The 19087-nt window shown below is 72.6% G+C and carries 12 protein-coding genes; 5 read left to right on the plus strand and 7 right to left on the minus strand.

Annotated features, from left to right (window positions below; translation table 11 throughout):
- Together VQH23_RS18230 and VQH23_RS18235 are read right to left on the minus strand one after the other, a co-directional pair.
- The gene (locus VQH23_RS18230; protein ID WP_338662151.1) at window positions 1–1593 is read right to left on the minus strand and encodes an ABC transporter substrate-binding protein; all 1593 of its coding nucleotides are present in this window, start codon (window positions 1591–1593) and stop codon (window positions 1–3) included.
- 71 nt (window positions 1594–1664) lie between these two features.
- On the minus strand, window positions 1665–3458 hold the full coding sequence (locus tag VQH23_RS18235; RefSeq protein ID WP_338662152.1) for an AI-2E family transporter: 1794 nt from the start codon (window positions 3456–3458) through the stop codon (window positions 1665–1667).
- 156 nt (window positions 3459–3614) lie between these two features.
- On the opposite strand from VQH23_RS18235, the gene VQH23_RS18240 reads away from it, so the two are divergent.
- Together VQH23_RS18240 and VQH23_RS18245 are read left to right on the plus strand one after the other, a co-directional pair.
- Window positions 3615–6656: a response regulator gene (locus VQH23_RS18240; protein ID WP_338662153.1), complete on the plus strand. Its 3042-nt coding sequence runs from the start codon at window positions 3615–3617 to the stop codon at window positions 6654–6656.
- Complete coding sequence (locus VQH23_RS18245; protein ID WP_209373417.1) at window positions 6653–7027, plus strand: response regulator; 375 nt, start codon at window positions 6653–6655, stop codon at window positions 7025–7027. The genes VQH23_RS18240 and VQH23_RS18245 overlap by 4 nt, the downstream gene beginning before the upstream one ends.
- On the opposite strand, the gene VQH23_RS18250 is transcribed toward VQH23_RS18245, so the two are convergent.
- The 3 genes from VQH23_RS18250 to VQH23_RS18260 form a co-directional block, all read right to left on the minus strand.
- Complete coding sequence (locus VQH23_RS18250) at window positions 7024–7833, minus strand: NAD-dependent protein deacetylase (RefSeq protein ID WP_338662154.1); 810 nt, start codon at window positions 7831–7833, stop codon at window positions 7024–7026. The genes VQH23_RS18245 and VQH23_RS18250 overlap by 4 nt on opposite strands.
- 45 nt (window positions 7834–7878) lie before the next feature.
- On the minus strand, window positions 7879–9534 hold the full coding sequence (locus VQH23_RS18255) for a TolC family protein (RefSeq protein ID WP_338662155.1): 1656 nt from the start codon (window positions 9532–9534) through the stop codon (window positions 7879–7881).
- A 94-nt stretch (window positions 9535–9628) separates the two neighbouring features.
- Window positions 9629–12763, minus strand: coding sequence for a CusA/CzcA family heavy metal efflux RND transporter (locus VQH23_RS18260; protein ID WP_338662156.1), 3135 nt, complete (start codon window positions 12761–12763; stop codon window positions 9629–9631).
- A 297-nt stretch (window positions 12764–13060) separates the two neighbouring features.
- Here VQH23_RS18260 and VQH23_RS18265 point away from each other — a divergent pair, with 297 nt between their 5' ends.
- Entirely contained in the window at window positions 13061–14371 is a 1311-nt protein-coding gene (locus VQH23_RS18265; protein ID WP_338662157.1) for an efflux RND transporter periplasmic adaptor subunit, read from the plus strand.
- Window positions 14372–14640: 269 nt separating this feature from the next.
- Here the strand turns inward: VQH23_RS18265 and VQH23_RS18270 are convergent, their stop codons facing one another.
- Window positions 14641–16098, minus strand: a complete 1458-nt coding sequence (locus VQH23_RS18270; RefSeq protein ID WP_338662158.1) for a HAMP domain-containing sensor histidine kinase — start codon at window positions 16096–16098, stop codon at window positions 14641–14643.
- A 178-nt stretch (window positions 16099–16276) separates the two neighbouring features.
- Here VQH23_RS18270 and VQH23_RS18275 point away from each other — a divergent pair, with 178 nt between their 5' ends.
- Window positions 16277–16975, plus strand: a complete 699-nt coding sequence (locus tag VQH23_RS18275) for a response regulator transcription factor (RefSeq protein ID WP_338662159.1) — start codon at window positions 16277–16279, stop codon at window positions 16973–16975.
- A 121-nt stretch (window positions 16976–17096) separates the two neighbouring features.
- Window positions 17097–17498 carry a hypothetical protein gene (locus VQH23_RS18280; protein WP_338662160.1) on the plus strand — a complete coding sequence of 134 codons (402 nt, stop codon included), beginning with the start codon at window positions 17097–17099 and terminating at the stop codon, window positions 17496–17498.
- 158 nt (window positions 17499–17656) lie between these two features.
- On the opposite strand, the gene glnA is transcribed toward VQH23_RS18280, so the two are convergent.
- A complete protein-coding gene (gene glnA, locus VQH23_RS18285) occupies window positions 17657–19078 on the minus strand; it encodes a type I glutamate--ammonia ligase (protein WP_338662161.1) in 1422 nt (473 codons plus the stop codon).
- Between the last annotated feature and the right edge of the window lie 9 nt (window positions 19079–19087).

Raw genomic sequence — 19087 nt, forward strand, 5'->3', positions numbered from 1 at the left:
TCAAGCCTCCGCCCGCACCCCCATGGCGATCGTCCGCTCGTCCATGCGCGGGTCGTGGCGCAGGCCGCGCCGGAAGGCCCAGGTGTTGGTGAGCTGCAGGAGCTGGATGTAGGGCACGGTTTCCGCGTAGCGGGCCACCGCCTCCCGCAGCAGCGCCTCGCGCCCGGCGTCGTCCATGGTGGCGGAGGCGCGGGCCACCATCTCGTCCAGTGCCGTGTCCGAGTATCGCCACATGTTGTTCGAGCCGGTCAGCCTCTGCCGGTTCGGCGTGCCGGTGATGTTGACGAGGTAGTTCGTCGCCTCGCCGGTCGAACTGCCCCAGGCCGCCATCTGCATCGGGAACTCGTGGCGCGTGCGGCGCGGCACGAAGGCGGCGTAGGGCATGGAGTCCACCGTGGTTCGCACGCCCACGCGGGTCCACATCTGCGCCACGGCCTGGGCCAGCCGTGAGTCGTTCGGCCAGCGGTCGTTCGGCGTGGCGATCACCAGCCGGAAGCCCTGCGGGAAGCCCGCCTCCGCCAGCAGACGCTTCGCCGCATCCGGGTCGAAGCCCTCCGGCCTGACCTCCGGGTTGAAGCCGAAGGCGCCGCGCGGCAGCCACTGGCCGGTCGGCTCGGCCGCGCCCTCCATCACCCGCTCCACCAGCGCCTCGCGGTTGATCGCGAGCGACAGGGCGCGGCGCACGCGGAGGTCGAGGAAGGGGTTGCGCTGAAGCGGGGCGCCGCTGTTGTCCATCACCTGCGCGCTGCCGCCCTCCGGCGAGTGAACGGGCGCCATGAACATTGTCCGCAGGCTCGCGATCTCCGAGATGACGACGCGCGGGTCGCGCCTCAGCTTCGCCAGGTCGCTCGTCGGGATCTGGTCGATCAGATCCACGTCGCCGGAGAGAAGGGCGGCGGTGCGGGAAGCGTCGTTCGCCAGGAAGCGGTAGTTCACCCCCGCCCAGGGCTGCGCGCCGCCCCACCACCCGTCGTTGCGTGCCAGAACGGCGCGGTCGCCGGAGGCGTAGGAGACGAGGCGGTAGGGGCCGGTGCCGATGGCCGCCTTCCCGCTGTTGTAGTCCTCCGTCGCGGTGCCGTTCACGTGGCGGGCGATGATGCTGATCTGCGTCAGGTCGGTCGGCAGCAGGGGGTGCGGCTGCTTCGTGTGGATCCGCAAGGTGCGCGGGTCCGCCACCTCCACCCGCGCCACCTGCCGCAGGAAGCCGCCGAAGCCGCCGGGGCTGTTCGCCACCTCCGGCACCCGGGCGAAGGTGAAGACCACGTCGTCGGCCGTGAAGTCGCGGCCGTCATGCCACTTCACCCCCTGGCGCAGCCGGAACTCCCACTCCGTGTCGGAGACCACGCGCCAGCTCTCGGCAAGGCCCGGCACCGGCCGGGCCCGTGCGTCCCGGTCCACCAACCGGTCGAAGATGTGCATGGTGAGCGAGTTGTTCGGGCCGTTGTTGTGGAAGTGCGGGTCCACCGAGGTGGCCGGCGTGCCGACGCCGATGGTCAGCGACCCGCTTGCGGTGGGGGCGGGTGCCTGGGCCGTGAGCGCGACGGGCAGTCCCGCGAGGACCAGCCGCCGCGAGATGGAGATGCCACCGGCCATGATCCGCGCCCTTCGCCCTGCTGCGGATGCGAGGCTAGACGAGGCGCGCGGGCCGGGGATACCCCGAAGCGTCAACCCCTTTGGGCGAGCGCCTCCCCCAGCGCCGCCGCCTCGCCGAGGGAAGTGACGATGACCTCCGCCGATCCCTCCTCGCGCAGGGCGGCGAGCATGGGGCTGTCCGGGGCGGCGTTCCACAGGCCGACGATCACCTTCGCCTCCGGCAGCTGGCGCGCGATGCGGCGCAGGAAGAAGCGGATGCCAGCGACGCTGTTCCCCTCCTCCAGCACGGAGAGGAGCACCAGGCGGACGAGCGCCGGGTCGAGCCGGTTCAGGTTCGCCGTTTCCAGCACGGCGCTCGGCTCTGCCCGTGCGCCGAGCCCGGTGCGGTGCAGGACCAGCCCGGCCAGCCGCGCCGTGGTCTCGTCCAGCGGACCACGCCCGGCGATGCAGACCACCGCGCCCTCCGCCCGCCACGTGGCGGGCAGGGGGGAATCGGCTGCCAGGCCGTAGTCGGAGAGGTCGTCCAGCAAGGTGCCGACCTGGGCGCGGATCACGTCCAGCCGTTCCGGCTCCAGCGCCTCGCGCGACCAGTCGGTCTGGGCCAGGACCAGGCCCCGCAGCGCGATCCCGTCGCCGTAGGCGGCCAGCGTCGCGCCGGGCTCGTTCAGCGCCTCCCGCGCCTGGTCCACCAGCCCGTCCGCATCGCCGTCCAGCGCGCGCTGGTAGAAGCTCTCCTCCGGCTGCAGGGGCGGGCGGTCGCCCAGCAGCACGTCAAAAAACTCGAAGCGCGGGACATGGCGGCCGAGCACTACCAGCCCGACCGTGAGCGGCGTTGCGATCAGCAGGCCGATCGGGCCCCAGAGGAACGCCCAGAAGCTGGCCGAGAGCACGACGGAAAGGGGGGAGAGGCCGGTGCGGCGGCCGAAGAGCAGGGGTTCCAGCACCTGCCCCATCACCGCGCCGCCGAGGATGAACATGCCCAGCACCAGGGCCGCCATGGACCAGCCGGAATCCACCGCCAAGGCGAGGATCAGGGGCGGCGCAACGGCGATAGGGGTGCCGATGAAGGGCACGAAGCGCATCAGCCCGGCGAGGATGCCCCAGAGCAGCGGGCTGGGCAGGCCGATGGCCCAGAGGAGGGCGGAGACGATGACGGCATAGGCCGCGTTCAGCGCCACCTGCGCGAGGAAAAGGCGGGAGAGGCGGGCGGCGGCGTCGTTCATCGCCGTCATCGTCCGGTGCAGGTCCCGCGCGCCGGCGAGGCGGATGGCGCGGTCCCGCAGGTCCTCCCGGTAGAGGAGGACGAGGATGCTGAAGAGGATGACCAGCCCCGCCGTGGCGAGCGGGTGCAGGATCGGGCCGAGCACCGCCCCCACCACGTTCAGCAGCGCGGCCTCGGATCGCGGGGCCTGCGCCACCACCACCGTGCCGGGCGGGTTGGCCGGGGGCTCCAGCGGCCCGCCGATGCCGAGGCTGCCCAGCAGCCCTTCCGCCCGGCGGAGCAGGTCGCCCAGCCCCTGCAGGGCGCCGAGCTTGTCCCGCAGCGTGGCGGCGTAACGGGGGATCTCCGCCACGAGGTCCGCGCCCTGCGCGCCGATGGCGCCCATGATGGCCCCGATCAGGACGAAGGCGGCCAGCACGGCCGCCAGCACGGCGACGCCCTTGGGCAGCCCCAGGCGTTGCAGCACCCGGGCGATGGGCGCCAGCACGAAGGCCAGCAGCACCGCCAGCACCAGGGGCACCAGCACGTCCCGCCCGAAATACAGCGCCGCCACCACGACGGCGGCGGAGACGAGCATCGCCGCGCCCGCCACGGGGTTGCCCGGCGCGGCGGCGGGGGGGAGGCGTCTCTCGGTAGGGGCCATGCGGCGCGTCGGGTCCGGCTGAGGTGTCTCGCGCGGCGGGACCACGCCCCCCCTCAACCCGTCAGCCCCGCCGGCGTTGCGCCCGGGAGTGCCGCCGGGCTGTCAGGTGTTAAGCCGAGCTCCGGAGGAGGCGCCGAGCCGAGCCGAGGAAACAGAGTGCCCGATACCCAGGCGACCGAGGCCGCCCCCGGGCCGATGCCCGGCCCCTCCTCAATCCCCGCCACGCCGACATCGCGCCGCCTGCCGCGCGTGCCCCTGTTCGCCGCCGCCCTGGCCGTGGTGGCCGTGGCGCTGGGCGCCGTGAGCTACGCGCTGGACGACCGGGATGCAGATTCGATAGCGGCCGGCAACGAGCTCGTCGTGACGCTGGAGGGCGCCCTCTCCGCCCTGAAGGACGTTGAGACGGGGCAGCGCGGCTATCTCCTCGTCGGGCGGGAGGAGTACCTGGAGCCCTATCGCGACGGGCTGGCGGCGGTGGAGGAGCGGATGCGGGCGGTGGAGGCCCTGCGCGGCCCCGCCGGCCTGCCGCCGGAGGCGCGGCTGCGCGACCTCATCTCCCGGCGGATCGGGCAGGCGGAGCGCTCCATCGCCGCGCGGCGGGAGGGCGACGCGGACCGTGCCCGGGCCATGGTGGAGACCGGGCAGGGCCGCGAGCTGATGAACACCATTCGGGCCGAGGTGGCGGCCCAGCAGGGGACCGTGCGGGCGCATGTGGACGCGCTGAACCGGGCATCGGGGCGCCGGGCGCTCTGGCTCGGTGGCGCCGCGCTGGGGGCGGCGCTGCTCGCCTGCGGGCTGCTGGCGGGCTACGCGGTGAACCGGCGCCGTGCGGAGCGGCGGGCCAATGCCTTGCTGGATGCCGTGATGGCCGGTGCCCCGGTCGGGCTGGGCTTCATCGGGCGCGACATGCGGGTGTGCAACGCGAACCGCGCTTTCGGCGAGATCGCCCGCCGCGCCATCGGGCCGGGTGCCGCGAGCGGCGAGCCCCTGCCGCCCGAGGTGGCGGCGAGGCTGGAGCCGCGGCTGCGCGCGGTGCTGGAGGGCGGGCGCGCCCAGTCCGCGGTGGAGGTGGAGACCGGGCCGCGGCCGGGCGAGACGCACCACCTCCTCGTCACCCTTTTCCCCGCCGCCGGCATGGCGGCGGAAGGGCAGGGGGCGGGGATCGTCCTCAACGACGTCACCCGCCGCAAGCGGGCGGAGGAGCGCGTGCAGCGCAGCGAGGCGCGGTTCCGCAACCTCGCGAACTCGCTCCCGCAGCTCGCCTGGCAGACGGACGGGGATGGGCAGATCGAGTGGTACAACCGCCGCTGGTACGACTACACCGGCCAGGACTACGAGGCGATGAAGGGGGATGGCTGGACCAAGGTCCACCACCCCGAGCACGTGGATCGCGTGGTGGCCCGCTTCCGGCGGGCGATCGAGGCGGGGCAGCCCTGGGAGGATTCCTTCCCGCTGCGCGGCGTGGACGGGAACTACCGCTGGTTCCTCTCCCGCGCCGTGCCGATCCGCGACGAGCCGGACGCGGCCAACCCGGAGGGCGGCATCCTCGGCTGGTTCGGCACCAACACCGACATCACGGAGCTGCGCGAGGCGCAGGAGGAGGCGACCCTGGCCCGCGAGGCCGCCGAGGACGCCAACCGCGCGAAGAGCACCTTCATCGCCAACATGAGCCACGAGCTGCGCACGCCGCTCTCCGCCGTGATCGGCTACTCCGAGATGCTGGAGGAGGAGGCGGCCGACATCGAGGGCGGCGAGGTGCTGACGAAGGACCTGCAGAAAATCGGCGCCAATGCGCGCCACCTCCTCTCCCTCATCAACGACGTGCTCGACCTCTCCAAGATCGAGGCAGGGCGGATGGAGACGCATGTCGAGGCCTTCGAGGTCGGCACCCTCGTCTCCGAAACGGTGGCGACGGTGCAGGCGCTGCTGGAGCGCAAGGGCAACGCGCTGGAGGTGCGGGTGCCCGAGGAGCTGCAGGGAGAGCCGGGCACCATGCGCAGCGACCAGGTGAAGCTGCGCCAGTGCCTCATCAACCTTCTCTCCAACGCCAGCAAGTTCACGGAGAACGGGCGCGTGACCCTCTCCGCCGAGGCGGGGCGCGACGCGATGGGGCGGCGGGAGATCGCCTTCCGCGTTGCCGATACGGGCATCGGGATGAGCCCGGAGCAGCTGGCGAAGCTGTTCCGCCGCTTCACCCAGGCCGACAGCTCCACCACCCGCCGCTTCGGCGGCACGGGGCTGGGGCTGGCCATCACCCGCGCCTTCTGCACGCTGCTGGGCGGCGACATCAAGGTGGAGAGCGAGGAAGGGAAGGGGACCACCTTCACCATCCGCGTGCCGATGGACATGCGGGAGACCGGGCCGGAACCCAGCGCCGAGCAGGCCATGCCGGGCGTGCCGGAGGATGCGGGGGGTGCCGGGCTGGTGCTGGTGGTGGATGACGACCCGGCCTCCCGCGAGCTGCTCTCCCGCTTCGTGGTGCGGGACGGATTCGCCGTGCGCTGCGCCCATGACGGGGAGGAGGGGCTGCGGATGGCCCGCCAGCTCCGCCCCACCGCCATCCTACTGGATGTGATGATGCCGCGCATGGACGGCTGGTCCGTGCTCACCGCGCTGAAGGCGGACCCGGAGCTGGCGGAGATCCCGGTGGTGATGGTCTCCATCGTGCAGGAGAAGGCGCTGGCCGTCTCGCTGGGGGCGGCCGACTATCTCATCAAGCCAGTGCAGTGGCACCGGCTGCGGGGCGTGCTGGACCGCTACCGCGCCCCCGGCGCCGCCCTGGTGGTGGAGGCGGAGGCGGAGCCGCGCGTGGAGCTGCGCCGCCTTCTGGAGAGCGAAGGGTGGAGCGTGGAGGAGGCCGAGACGGCGGAGGCGGCGATGGCCCGGCTCTCCGCGCCGGCGGCGATCCCCTTCGGCCTCGTCCTCGTCGCCATCCCCGGGCCGGACGGGGACGGGCTGCACCTTGTCCAGAAGATCCGCGGCAACCCGGCCTGGCAGGAGATGCAGGTCATCGCGCTCGCCGGTGGCGGGGTGGCACCGGCGGAGCTGGAGGCGCTGCGCGGGCAGGTCCGGCGCGTCTTCCCTGCCGATGACGAGCCGCCTGAGGCCCTGCTGTCCGAGCTCCGCCGCATCGCGGCATCCCGTAACCCCCCGCCAGCCCCGCCGTTGAAGGCGCAGACGGAGATCGCATCGCCATGACCAAGATCCTGCTGGTGGAGGATCACGAGGAGCTCTGGGACTTCCTCTCCCGCCGCCTGCGCCGTCGCGGCTTCGACGTGGTGCTGGCCCATGACGGGCAGCAGGGCGTGGACGTGGCGCGCGCGGAGAAGCCGGACGTGATCCTGATGGACATGAACCTTCCCGTCATGGACGGCTGGACGGCCGCCCGCACCCTGCGGGCGGACCCGGAGACGGCGCGCATCCCCATTATCGCGCTGACCGCCCACGCCATGGCGGGGGATCGGGACAAGATGCTGGCGGCGGGCTGCGACGACTATCACCCCAAGCCCGTGGACTTCCCCCAGCTGCTGTCGCAGATCGACGCGGCAATGCTGGCGGCCGAGGGTTAAAGGAGGAAGGAGAGGGCCTCGCCGCAGGGCTGCTCGACCTTGAAGGCGAGCAGGTCGTCGGCGCGGGTCCGGCCGATGTTGACGGCCGCCACGGGCTTCCCGGCGCGCGCCGCCGCCTGGACGAAGCGGAAGCCGGACCAGACCATTAGCGAGGAACCGACGACCAGCACCGCGTCGGCCCGATCCAGCGCCTCGTTCGCGGCGTCCACCCTGTCGCGCGGAACGCCCTCGCCGAAGAAGACGACGTCGGGCTTCAGCACGCCGCCGCAGGCCGGGCAGGGCGGAACGTCGAAGGCCGCGAAGTCCTGCCCTTCCAGGTCCGCGTCGCCGTCCGGTGCCCGGGCGGCGTCCAGCGCGGCCCAGCCCGGGTTGCGGCGGGTCATTTCCGCCTGGAAGTCCTCGCGCGGCATCACGCGCTCGCAGCCGAGGCAGCGCACCCGGTCCAGGCGGCCGTGCAGATCCACCACCGCGCGGCTGCCGGCGGCCTGGTGCAGGCGGTCCACGTTCTGGGTCAGCAGGAAGCCGCTCTTGCCGCTCCCCTCCAGTCTGGCGAGGGCTTGGTGCGCCGTGTTGGGCCGCACCCGGCCGAAGCTGCGCCAGCCGACAAGGCTTCGCGCCCAGTAGCGCTGCCGCGCCGCGTGGCTGCCGGTGAAGGCCTGGAAGGTCATGGGCTGGGCGCGCTTCCACTGGCCTTCGGCGTCCCGGTAGTCGGGGATGCCGGAATTCGTGCTGCACCCGGCGCCGGTGAGCACGAAGATCCTGTCGTGGCCGTGGATGAAGTCCTGAAGGCGGGCGCTGTCGGGCATGGCGGGCATGTAGGTTGCGCCCGGCGGAACCGCCATGCCGCGGCGTCAGAGCCGGGGCGCGATCCCCTCCACCCCCGCCGCCTGCTCCAGCCCGGCCAGGGCGTTGAGGTAGGCGGCGCGGGCGGCGTTGGCGGCCACGCGGGTCTGGTTCAGCGTCCGCAGCGCGTCCAGCGTGTCCAGCAGGGTGCGGCCGCCGGCCAGGTAGGCGGCCTCGGTGGAGCGGTAGGCCTCCTCGGCCCGGCGGAGCGCGGCGCCGGTGGTCAGGTCCAGCAGGGCGCGGGCCTGGACGTAGGTGGCCCAGGCGGCGGCAAGGTCGGCCTGCGCCGAGGCCAGCGCGGCCTGCGCCTGCGCCTGGGCCTGCCCGCGCTGGGCGTTGGCCACCGCGATGTTCCCCTCCGTGATCCGGCTGGTGAAGATCGGGATGGAGACGCCGATGCCGAGCGTGTCGTTCGCGCGCAGGCGTCGGCTGGTTTCCGGCAGGTCCTGGCTCAGCTCCGTCCGCGTGACGCTGCCGGACACGGAGAGGTCGCGGGAGCGCGCGGCCTCGGCCAGGCGCGTGTTCGCGTCGGCCGCATTCACGTTGCGCGTGGCCACCAGCACGTCCGGGCGGTTCGGCAGGGCCTCGGCCAGGGTCTCCCGGCTCATGTCGAGCGGCGGGGTGTTGGTGAAGTCGCCGCGCAAGTCGAAGGGCATGCCGGCGAGGATGGCGGCCACCGGGTCGCGCCCGGCATTGCGCGCGGCCGCCTCGGACGTGCGGCTGGCATCCTGGCCCAGCAGCGCGGCCACCTGGGCGGCGGCCACGGCATAGGCCTGGGCGGCATTGGCCAGGTCCTGCTCGAAGGGCAGGCGGCTGGCCTGGAAGCGCAGCAGGTCCGATTCCGGGATGGCGCCGTCGCGCACCTGGCGGGAGAGCAGGCCTTCCGTGCCGTTGAGGCTGCCCCGGTTCGCCAGCGCCACCTGGAGGTTGGCGCGCGCCTGCAGCGCCGTGACGAAGGCCTGGCGCAGCGCGAGGAGCTGCCCGCGCAGCGCGTCCAGCACCTGCGCCTCGGCCACGCTGATGTTCTGGTCCGCCAGGCGCCGCCGCAGCTCCCGCTTCCCACCCCGCTCGATGGTGAAGGAGAGGTTCACCGAGGCGTTGTTGAGGGGAGAGACGTAGCGGCCGCCGTTGAAGCCGCTGAACCGGCTGCGCTCGTTCACCTGCGCCGTGGTCTGGCTGTAGCCCACGGAGCCGGCCGGGTTGGTGTCCGCCACCAGCCGCTGCGCGCGGGTGATGTCCACCCCGCGCCGGGCCGCCACCACGGCGAGGTTGCGGTCCAGCAGCATCGCCTCCGCCTCCCCCAGGGTCAGGGCCGGGGCGCGGATCGGGACATCCACCGTGGAGGGCGCGCGGGCGGGACGGGGGGCCGGAACGGGCCGTGGGGCGGGCACCGCCACGGCCGGCCCGGCGGGGGCTGCGGCGCCGGGAGCTGGGATGCCGGGCACCGCGACGCCGGGAACGGCGGGCACCACAGGCGCCGGCGCCGTCGGCACGGGCGCGGGGGAGCCGGCCACGGGCGCGGTCGCGCCGGGCAGGGCGGGGACCGGGCGCGTCGGCGCCGGGGCCGGCACGCCCTGCGCCAGGACGGCCTGCGCCAGCACGGGGGAGGCGGCCAAGGGGGCTGCCACGGCGGCGGCGAGGAGCGCGGAGGAAAGGCGGATCATGGTGGCAGGTCCTTCGCGGGTCTTGCGAGGATGGACGGGCGGGGATGGCCGGGCCCGCGGGGGGCCGGCGCGGTTCATCAGGTTGTGGGCCGGCTCACTCGGCGGGGCTGGGCCTCGCCAGCGCGTCGAGCTCCGCCCTCTCCTCCCGCTCGGCGCGCTTGCGGCCGAGCAGGTCCACCGTCACCGGCAGGACCACGAGGATGAAGATCGGCACCAGCCCGATCCCGCCCACCACGACGATCGCCAGCGGCTTCGTCACGTCCGCGCCGATGCCGTGGGCAAGGGCCATGGGCAGCAGCCCGCAGAAGGAGGCGAAGCAGGTCATCATGACCGGCCGCAGCCGGTCGAAGCCCGCGCGCGTCAGGGCCGGGGTCCAGGCTAGGCCCTCCTGCTCCCGCAGCTGGTTGAAGTAGGAGAGGAAGATGATCGCCTCCATCACCGTGATGCCGAGGAGCGCGAGGAAGCCGATGGCGGCGGGCACGGAGAAGTTCAGCCCCGCCCCGGCCAGCGCCAGCGCGCCGCCGGAGATGGAGAGGGGCAGCATGGCGAAGACGATCAGCGTCTCCCGCAGGCGCCCGAAGGCGACGTAGAGCAGCACCGCAATCACGGCGAGGGCGATGGGCACCACCACCATCAGCCGCGCCACGGCGGCCTGCAGGTTGCGGAACTCGCCCACCCATTCCAGCCGGTAGCCCGGCGGCAGCTGCACGTTGCGCTCCACCCGGTCCTGGCTCTCCAGCACCGCGCTGGCCGGGTCGCGCCCGCGGACCGCGAAGCGCACGGGCACGTAGCGGAAGGAGTTCTCCCGGTAGATGTAGGAGGCGCCGGAGATCATCTCGATCTTCGCCACGTCGCGCAGCACGGCGTTGTTGCCCACGGGCACGCGGCCGATCGCCTCCGGCCCGTCCCGGTACCTCTGGGAGAGGCGGACGACGATGGGGAAGTTGCGGTCCCCGCCCGGCTCGTAGAAGCGCCCGGCCTCCTGCCCGCCGACCGCGGCGGAGATGGCGGTGTTCACGTCGCTCACGGTCAGCCCCAGCCGCGCGGCCCGGGCGCGGTCCACGGTGACCGAGAGGGTCTGCTGGCCGACGCTCAGCAGCACGCCGAGGTCGGCGATACCCTGCACCTGCGACATCTCCCGCCGGATCATGTCCGCGATGCGGGAGGCGACGGCCGGGTCCGGGCCGATCACCTTCACCGCGTTCGCGCCCTTCACGCCGGAGGCGGCCTCCTGCACGTTGTCCGAGATCGCCTGAGAGAAGGAGAATTCCACCCCCGCGAACTCCTGCTCCAGCCGGTGATTGATGGCGGCCACCAGCCCGTCGCGGTTCGGGGCGGTCGTCCACTTCTCCTGCGGCAGGAGGGGGACGAAGAACTCGGCGTTGAAGAAGCCGGCGCTGTCCGTCCCGTCATCCGGGCGGCCCTGCTGTGAGGTGACGGTGATCACCTCCGGGAACTCCATCAGCACGCGGCGGACACGGTTCGCCACGGGGTTCCCCTCCTCGAGGCTGATGGTGGAGGGCATGGTGGCGCGCAGCCAGATCGAGCCCTCCTCCAGGGTCGGCAGGAACTCGGCGCCGAGGCGGGACATCACGCCCATGCTGCCGACCAGCATGGCGCCGGAGAGCAGCATCACCATGCCGCGCCGGCGCATGCCGCCGTTGAACATCCGGGTATAGGCCCAGCGCACGCCCTTCACGGCGAAGGTGTCCTTCTCCTCCGTGTCCGTCTTGAACAGGGTGGCGGCGAGGGCGGGGGTGATGGTGAAGGTGGCCAGCAGCGCGCCGCCGATGGCGTAGGCGTAGGTCTTGGCCATCGGGCCGAAGATCCGGCCCTCGATCCCGCCCATAGCGAACAGGGGGATGAAGGCGGCGATGATGATGAGGATCGAGAAGAGGATGGCGTTGTCCACCTCCCTCGCGGCCTTCAGCACCGTCATCGGCACGGGCCGCGGGGCCTCGCCGGGCTTCAGGTGGTGCCGGGCCAGGTGCAGGTGGCGGAAGATGTTCTCCACCATGATCACGGTGGCATCCACCAGCAGGCCGAAGTCCAGCGCTCCGAGGGAGAGGAGGTTCGCGCTCTCGCCCTGCGCCAGCATCATCAGCACGGCGAAGAAGAAGGCGAAGGGGATGGTGGCGGCGATCACGATCGCGCCGCGCAGGTCGCCGAGGAAGAGCCACTGGATCACGAGGATCAGCAGCACACCCTCCAGGATGTTGTGAACCACCTTCACCGTGGTGGTGCTCACCAAGTCCTCGCGGTCGTACAGCGGCACGATCTTCACGCCGGGGGGCAGCACGCCGCCCTCGTTGATGCGCTTCACCTCGGCCTGCACGCCGTGGATGGTGGGCAGGGTCTGCTCGCCGCGGCGCATCAGCACGGTGCCGAGCATCACGTCGTCGTCGTTCTCGTGGCCCGCCACGCCCAGGCGCGGCAGGTTGCCCACGCCCACCGTCGCCACGTCGGAGACGAGGATCGGGCTCCCGCCCTGGCTGCCCAGCACGACGTTGCGGATGTCGTCCAGCGAGTGGATCAGGCCGATGCCCTGCACCACCACGGATTGCGGCCCGACGTTCAGCGTGCCGGCGCCCACGTTCACGGAGCCCTGGCGGATCGCGTCCACCACGTTCGGCAGGGAGAGGCCGTAGGCGTTGAGGCGGGAGAGGTCCACCTGCACGGAGTAGGTCTTGGAGCGCCCGCCGAACGAGGTGACGTCGATCACGCCCGGCACGCGCTTAAAGCGGCGGTCCAGCACCCATTCCTGCAGGGTCTTCAGGTCCTCCAGCGGGAAGCCTGGCGGGCCGACCAGCCGGTAGCGCATGATCTCCCCAATGGGGGAGGCGGGGGAGATGCCGGGCTGGGCCCCGTTGGGCAGTTCGCCGAGCTGGCCGAGGCGGTTCAGCACCTGCTGCACCGCCTGCTCGTAGGAGTAGCTGAAGTTGAACTGCACGCGCACGTCCGACAGCCCGAACAGGCTGGTGGAGCGCACGGTGGTCAGGTTCGGCAGGCCGGACATCGCCACCTCGATCGGGATGGTGATCGTCCGCTCCATCTCCTCGGCGTTCTGGCCGGGGTTCTGGGTGATGATCACGACCGTGGGCGGCACCGGGTCCGGGTAGGCCTCGATGTTCAGGCTGCGGAAGCCGAGAACGCCCACGACCATGAACACGGCGAAGAACAGCAGCACGAGCGGCCGGCGCTCGAGGGCCTGGGTGACGAGGTGGCGCAAGGGGGCGGCTCCCGCGGGCGTGTAAGTCTTTGGACGCGTCTTCCGGCGGGGTGGGGCGTCAGGCCCTGTTACTCCCTGCCGGGCCGCCCAATTGGCGCGGCACGAAAGGAATCGGAAGCGGAAAATCGGCGTGTAAGCGGCGTGTAAGTTGACCGGCCCATAAGACCATCCACGGAGCGGCGTACCGGGGCCATCGGCACCGCGCGCCGGCGCCGGAACCCCGGAAGCCAGGACCGTGGGTGCCGCGTCCGCCAGCGGCGGCACGCGTTCACAGGGTGCAGGAAACAGGTGACGGCCATGAACATGATGACCCCGCCGCAGATCGCCGAGGTGGCCTCCCAGAGTGCCGCCGCCCACGCGGCCGCCCCGGCGGAGGCGCCCGCCCCGGCGCGCCGCCGCCTGCCCCTGCTGCTGGCCGGCATCGCCGTGATCGCGGCGGGCGGCTATGCCTGGAAGGAGTTCGGCGGGCACCAGGCCCCGGCCGTGATCTCCCCGGCCCAGGCCGCCTCCAACCTCGGCCGCCAGGCCGACGGTTCCTTCCGGATCACCCCGACCGAGGCGAAGCTGCTGCGCGTGGAGCCGGTGGCCGCCCGCGCCTTCCGCCCGGAACGCGTGGCCGAGGGCCGCATCGCCTTCAACGAGGAGCGGTCCACCCCCGTCTTCTCGCCGTATACCGGCCGCGTGGTCCGCGCCGTCGCGCAGCCCGGCCAGCAGGTCGCGGCCGGCGACACCCTCTTCGAGATCGAGACGACGGACCTGACGCAGGCCGCGAACGACCTTCTCTCCGCCCTGGATGCTGCCGGCAAGTCCCGCACGCAGGTGGACCTGGCCCGCCGGAACGACGCGCGGCAGCGCGACCTCTTTGCCGCCAAGGCCGCCGCCCGGCGCGACGTGGAGCAGGCGGGCGCCGACCTCGCCAACGCCATCTCCGACCAGCGCACCGCCGAGACCACCCTCTCCGCCGCGCGCGACAAGCTGCGCGTGCTCGGCCGCACCCCGGAGCAGGTCGCCGAGATCGAGCGGACCCGCCGCGTGAACGCCGTGGTGGCCGTGACCGCGCCGCTGGCCGGCACCGTGGTGTTCCGCCGCATCGGCCCGAACCAGTGGCTGAACGCCGGCAATTCCGACCCGATCTACACCATCGCCGACCTGTCCCAGATGTGGCTGGTGGCGGGAGTGCGGGAGATGGACGCGCCGATGGTGCGCCCGGGCCAGACCGTGCAGGTCACGGTGGACGCGCTGCCCGGCCGCACCTTCAACGCCCGGATCGCGAATGTCGCCAACTCCCTGGACCCGGCCACCCGCCGCCTGACCGTGCGCGCCGCCGTGGACGACCCGGAGCACCTGCTGAAGCCGGAGATGTTCGCTTCCTTCCGCATCGCCGTGGGCGAGGCCAGCGACGCAGTGGCGGTGCCGGCCGGCGCCCTGATCTACCGCGGCGCCAACACCTCCCTCTGGGAGGCGCTGGGCGACGACCGCTTCGTGATGCGGAGCGTGCGCACGGGCCTGCAGTCCGACGGCATGGTGCAGGTCACGGAGGGGCTCAACCCCGGCGCCCGCATCGTGACCGGCGGCGCGCTGTTCATCGATCGGGCAGCGCAGGACTGAGGGGGCGGACCCAGGGGGCCTTGCCCCCTGGAACCCCCACCAGGAGGCTGAGCCTCCTGGACCTGCATCGGGCTGCCGCGGGACTGACCGGATGGGTCAGCCCTCCACGACCGGCACCCTTCCTGCCCCCGCAGTCGCCTCGGCTCCAAGAGCCGAGGCGCACCGTCAGCCGGGCAAAGGCCAAAGCCTAGAAGAAGATGATGGTGAGGGGTCCGGGGAGAGGAAGAATTCCTTCTTCCTCTCCCTGGCCACGGACCGGAACCGAAGGATCAGTCCCCCGCCGTGGCCGGTGCCGGCGCCGGGGCCAGCGGCAGGTTCAGCGAGAAGAGCGCCCCGCCTCCGGTGGCCTCGCCCACCTCGGCCGTGCCGCCATGGGCGCTCACGATCCGCTCCACGATGGAGAGCCCTAGCCCCAGCCCGCGGCGGCGCACGTCCCCCGCGCGCCAGTGGCGGCGGAACACGCTCTTCCGCTCGGCTTCCGGCACGCCCTTGCCCTGGTCCGCCACCTCGACCACGGCCATGCCTTCCCGGGCGGCGGCCAGGCGAAGGGTGACGGTGCCGCCCGGCGGGGAATGGGCGATGGCGTTCTCCACAAGGTTTCGCAGGGCGCGGCCGATCGCCTCCCGCTCTCCGCGGACCCAGACCGGGGCGTTGGCGGGCGGGGAGGACAGCGGGTGGCCTTCCCTGGCCGCGATGGGGGCGAAGCGGCCGGCCACGTGGGCCACGAGCTCGGCGAGGTCGAAGGCGCCCTCGGCCACGGGCATGTCCCGCGCCGCCTCGGCGGCCTCCAGCAGGTCGGAGACGAGTTCGGCCAATTCCTGCACGTCGCGGCGCAGCCGGTCCGTCACGGCGCCCGCGTCCAGCAGGTCCAGCTCGGCCTGGATGATGGCGAGCGGCGTCCTCAGCTCGTGCGCCACCTCGGCGGAGAAGCCACGCTGCCATTCCAGGCTGTCGTCCAGCCGGTCCAGCGCGCCGTTCACGGCGCCGATCAGGGGCAGCAGCTCGCGCGGGATGCCCTCCTCGTCCAGCCGGGGCGGGCCACCATGGCCGATCCGCTCCGCCTCCCTCGCCGCGCGGCGGAGGGGGGATGAGAGCAGGATCAGCAGGCCGACATTGGCGATGAAGAGCAGCACGCCGCCGGCGATCAGCACCAGCACCACGGGGCCGAGCGCCGCCGCCGGCACGTCGTCCAGCACGATGTAGGACCGCTCCATGTCCTGGGCGATCTGCACGGCCAGGCGCTTCCCGTCCGGCGCGGTGACCCAGTGCGTGACGCCCCAGAGCCGCGTGCCGTCCTGCCCCTGCTGGAAGGTGGAGGGGATCAGCCCGTTCTCTTCCACGCGCGGCAGCTGGCTGCCAACGCCGGGCGAGACGGCCAGGCGGTCTCCCCTGGCGTCGGTGATGGCGTAGAGCATGGAGCCGGTCGAGGCGTCGAAGCGCCGGCCGCTCTCCCCGCCCAGCGGGCGGGAGAGGCCGGCCAGCCCTTCGCGCTCCATCCGGCTCGTCACCTCCGCCCCGGCGGCGAGGATGCCGCGCTGGTGCTCCAGCCAGACCACGCGGCTGAGCGTCTGGTGCAGGATCACGCCGCCGACCACGAGCGCGCCGAGGCCGATCACGGCGTAGGCGGCCGCCAGCCGGGCGACGAAGCTGTGCGGCCCCGGGGAGCCGGGCCGGGCCTCGGCGCCCTCCGCCGGGGTTCGGCGGGCCGGGGCGGACGGGTTGCGCAAGGTCAGGCGCCCCACGCGAGGGGAGGGGCGGGAAGAGAGGTGCGGCGGGGGTGCGGCATCGGCGGCCTCATCATCCTGCGATCCGCCCGCGCTATGGGGGCGGCATTTCCGGGCACCGGCGCTTGGCAGGGCCGGCCCGCCCGACGCAATCTCGCGCCGGACCCGGAGAGGATGATGGATGCGCGTTCTGCTGGTGGAGGACAATGCCCGGCTCGCGGCGCTGCTGGCCGAGGGGCTTCGCCGCGCGGGCTGGCAGGCGGAGACGGGCGGCTCCATCGAGGAGGCGGAGGCGGCGCTGGCGACCGGCGACTACGATGTGGTGGTGCTGGACCGCGGCCTGCCGGACGGCGACGGGTTGGACCTGCTGCGCCGGCTGCGCCACCGCCCCGGCGCGCCGCCCGTGCTGATGATGACCGCCCGCGGCGAGGTGGCGGAGGTGGTGGAGGGGCTGGACCTCGGCGCCGACGACTACATGGTGAAGCCCGTGGCACTGGGGGAGCTGGTGGCGCGGCTGAACGCGGCCCGCCGCCGCGGCGGGCGCGGCGTGGCGCCGACGGTGCTCGGCGCCATCGCGCTCGACCCGCTCTCCCGCGCCCTTACGGTTGGCGGCCAGCCCTTCGACCCACCGCCAAGGGAGCGCACCCTTTTGGAGGTGCTGCTGCGCGCGGCGCCGCGCCCCGTCTCGAAGGAGACGCTGGAGGGGCGGCTGGCGGGACCGGACGGCGCGGTGCAGCCGAACGCGGTGGAGGTTTATGTCCACCGCCTGCGCGCGCGGCTGGGAAGTGCGGGGGCGGGGGTGGTGATCCAGACCGTGCGCGGACTGGGCTATCGGCTGGAGGCGGCGTCCGGGCCGGCCGGAGGTGCGCCGGCCCCTTGATCGGGCGATCGTCTGGTCCGCATTGTGCCGCAGCCCGGCGCGCCGCCCCTGCGTTGCCGATGCGGACAAAGGGAAGGTGATGATGCGCGGATGGATGATGCGCTTGCGGCCGGCGGGACGGATGCCGGGACGGCTGGCGCTGGGCCTGGCCGCGGCGGCGCTCGCCGCCTGCTCGTCCAACCCGCCGCCGGCGCCGATGGGGGCGATCCCCCTGCGCGCGCCCTCGCTGCCGCCCACTGTCCTGTTCGTCTCCCTGCCAGGTGTCGCGCCCGTGCCGCACGCGCTGCGGGCGGAGCTGACGCGGGGCGGGGAGGCGGTCTGCGCCCCGCTCCTCGGCACGGTGCTGGAGCCGGCGGGCGAGGACCGGTTCCGGGTGGTGGTGAACGCGCCCGGCTTCGCCGCCACGCGGGAGAGCGTGCTGCGCCGCACGGTGGGCGGGCCGCCCGGCGGGCCCGAGCTGGCGCTGGACGGGGCGAATAACGGGCGCTGCGACTACGTGTTCCGGATGGCGGCGCTGCGCTGAACGGGAAGAGGGCCGGGTGCCGCTGGGGATACGGCCCCCTTTCCCCGGCCCCGCATCGGACCTCCTGATGAGGCATTCCTGACATGAGAAGGGCCGGGCGCCTCGCGGCGGCCCGGCCCCTCTCGGGTGGCGGCGGCACAGGGCCGCCGCCACCCAATTCAGACGGAGTAGTACATCTCGAACTCGACGGGGTGCGGGGTGTGCTCGAACTTGAACACGTCCTGCCACTTCAGCTCGATGTAGCTGTCGATCTGGTCCTTGGTGAACACGTCGCCGGCCAGGAGGAACTCGTGGTCGGCCTCGAGCTCGCCCAGGGCCTCGCGCAGCGAGCCGCAGACGGTCGGGATGCCCTTCAGCTCCTCCGGCGGCAGGTCGTACAGGTCCTTGTCCATCGCCTCGCCCGGATGGATCTTGTTCTTGATGCCATCGAGGCCGGCCATCAGCATCGCCGCGAAGGACAGGTACGGGTTGGCCGTCGGGTCGGGGAAGCGGACCTCCACGCGCTTCGCCTTCGGGCTCGTCGCGTAGGGGATGCGGCAGGAGGCGGAGCGGTTGCGGGCCGAGTAGGCCAGCAGCACGGGGGCCTCGAAGCCGGGGATCAGGCGCTTGTAGGAGTTGGTGCTGGGGTTGGTGAAGGCGTTCAGCGCCTTGGCGTGCTTGATGATGCCGCCGATGTACCACAGCGCGTAGTCCGACAGGTCCGCGTAGCCGTTGCCGGCAAACAGCGGCTTGCCGTCCTTCCAGATGGACTGGTGCACGTGCATGCCCGAGCCGTTGTCGCCGTAGATCGGCTTCGGCATGAACGTCGCGGTCTTCCCGTAGGAATGCGCCACGTTGTGGATGACGTACTTGTAGATCTGCATGTGGTCGGCCTGCGTCAGTAGCGGGCCGAACTTCGTGCCGAGCTCGTGCTGGCTCTGCGCCACCTCATGGTGATGCTTCTCGCCGAGGACGCCCATCTCCATCATCGTGGAGAGCATCTCGGCGCGCAGGTCCTGCTCGGAGTCCACGGGCGGGACGGGGAAGTAGCCGCCCTTGACCAGCGGGCGGTGGCCCATGTTCCCCTCGGGGAAGTCCTTCATGGAGGCGCCGGGGCCCTCGCCGGACTCGAGCCGGAAGTGGCCGTAGTTGCCGCCCGTGCCGAACTTCACGTCGTCGAACACGAAGAACTCGGCTTCCGGGCCGAAGAAGGCGGTGTCGCCGATGCCGGAGGACTTCAGGTAGGCCTCGGCCTTCTTCGCCGTGCCGCGCGGGTCACGCGCGTAGAGCTGGCCGGTGGAGGGCTCGATGATGTCGCAGAAGACGATCAGCTGCGGCTTGGCGCTGAACGGATCCATGCAGGCGTTCAGCGTGTCCGGCATCAGGATCATGTCGGACTCGTTGATCGCCTTCCAGCCGGCGATCGAGGAGCCGTCGAACATGATGCCCTCGGCGAAGGTGTCCTCCTCGATGGTGGAGACGTGCTGGGCGGTGTGCTGCCACTTGCCCTTCGGGTCCGTGAACCGGAAGTCCACGTACTCGACGCTGTTCTCCTTGATCATCTCCATCACCTTGGAGACGCTGTCCTTGTCGTTCGCCATTGCCGGGTC

It is taken from the genome of Pararoseomonas sp. SCSIO 73927 (genome assembly GCF_037040815.1).
GTDB lineage: Bacteria > Pseudomonadota > Alphaproteobacteria > Acetobacterales > Acetobacteraceae > Roseomonas.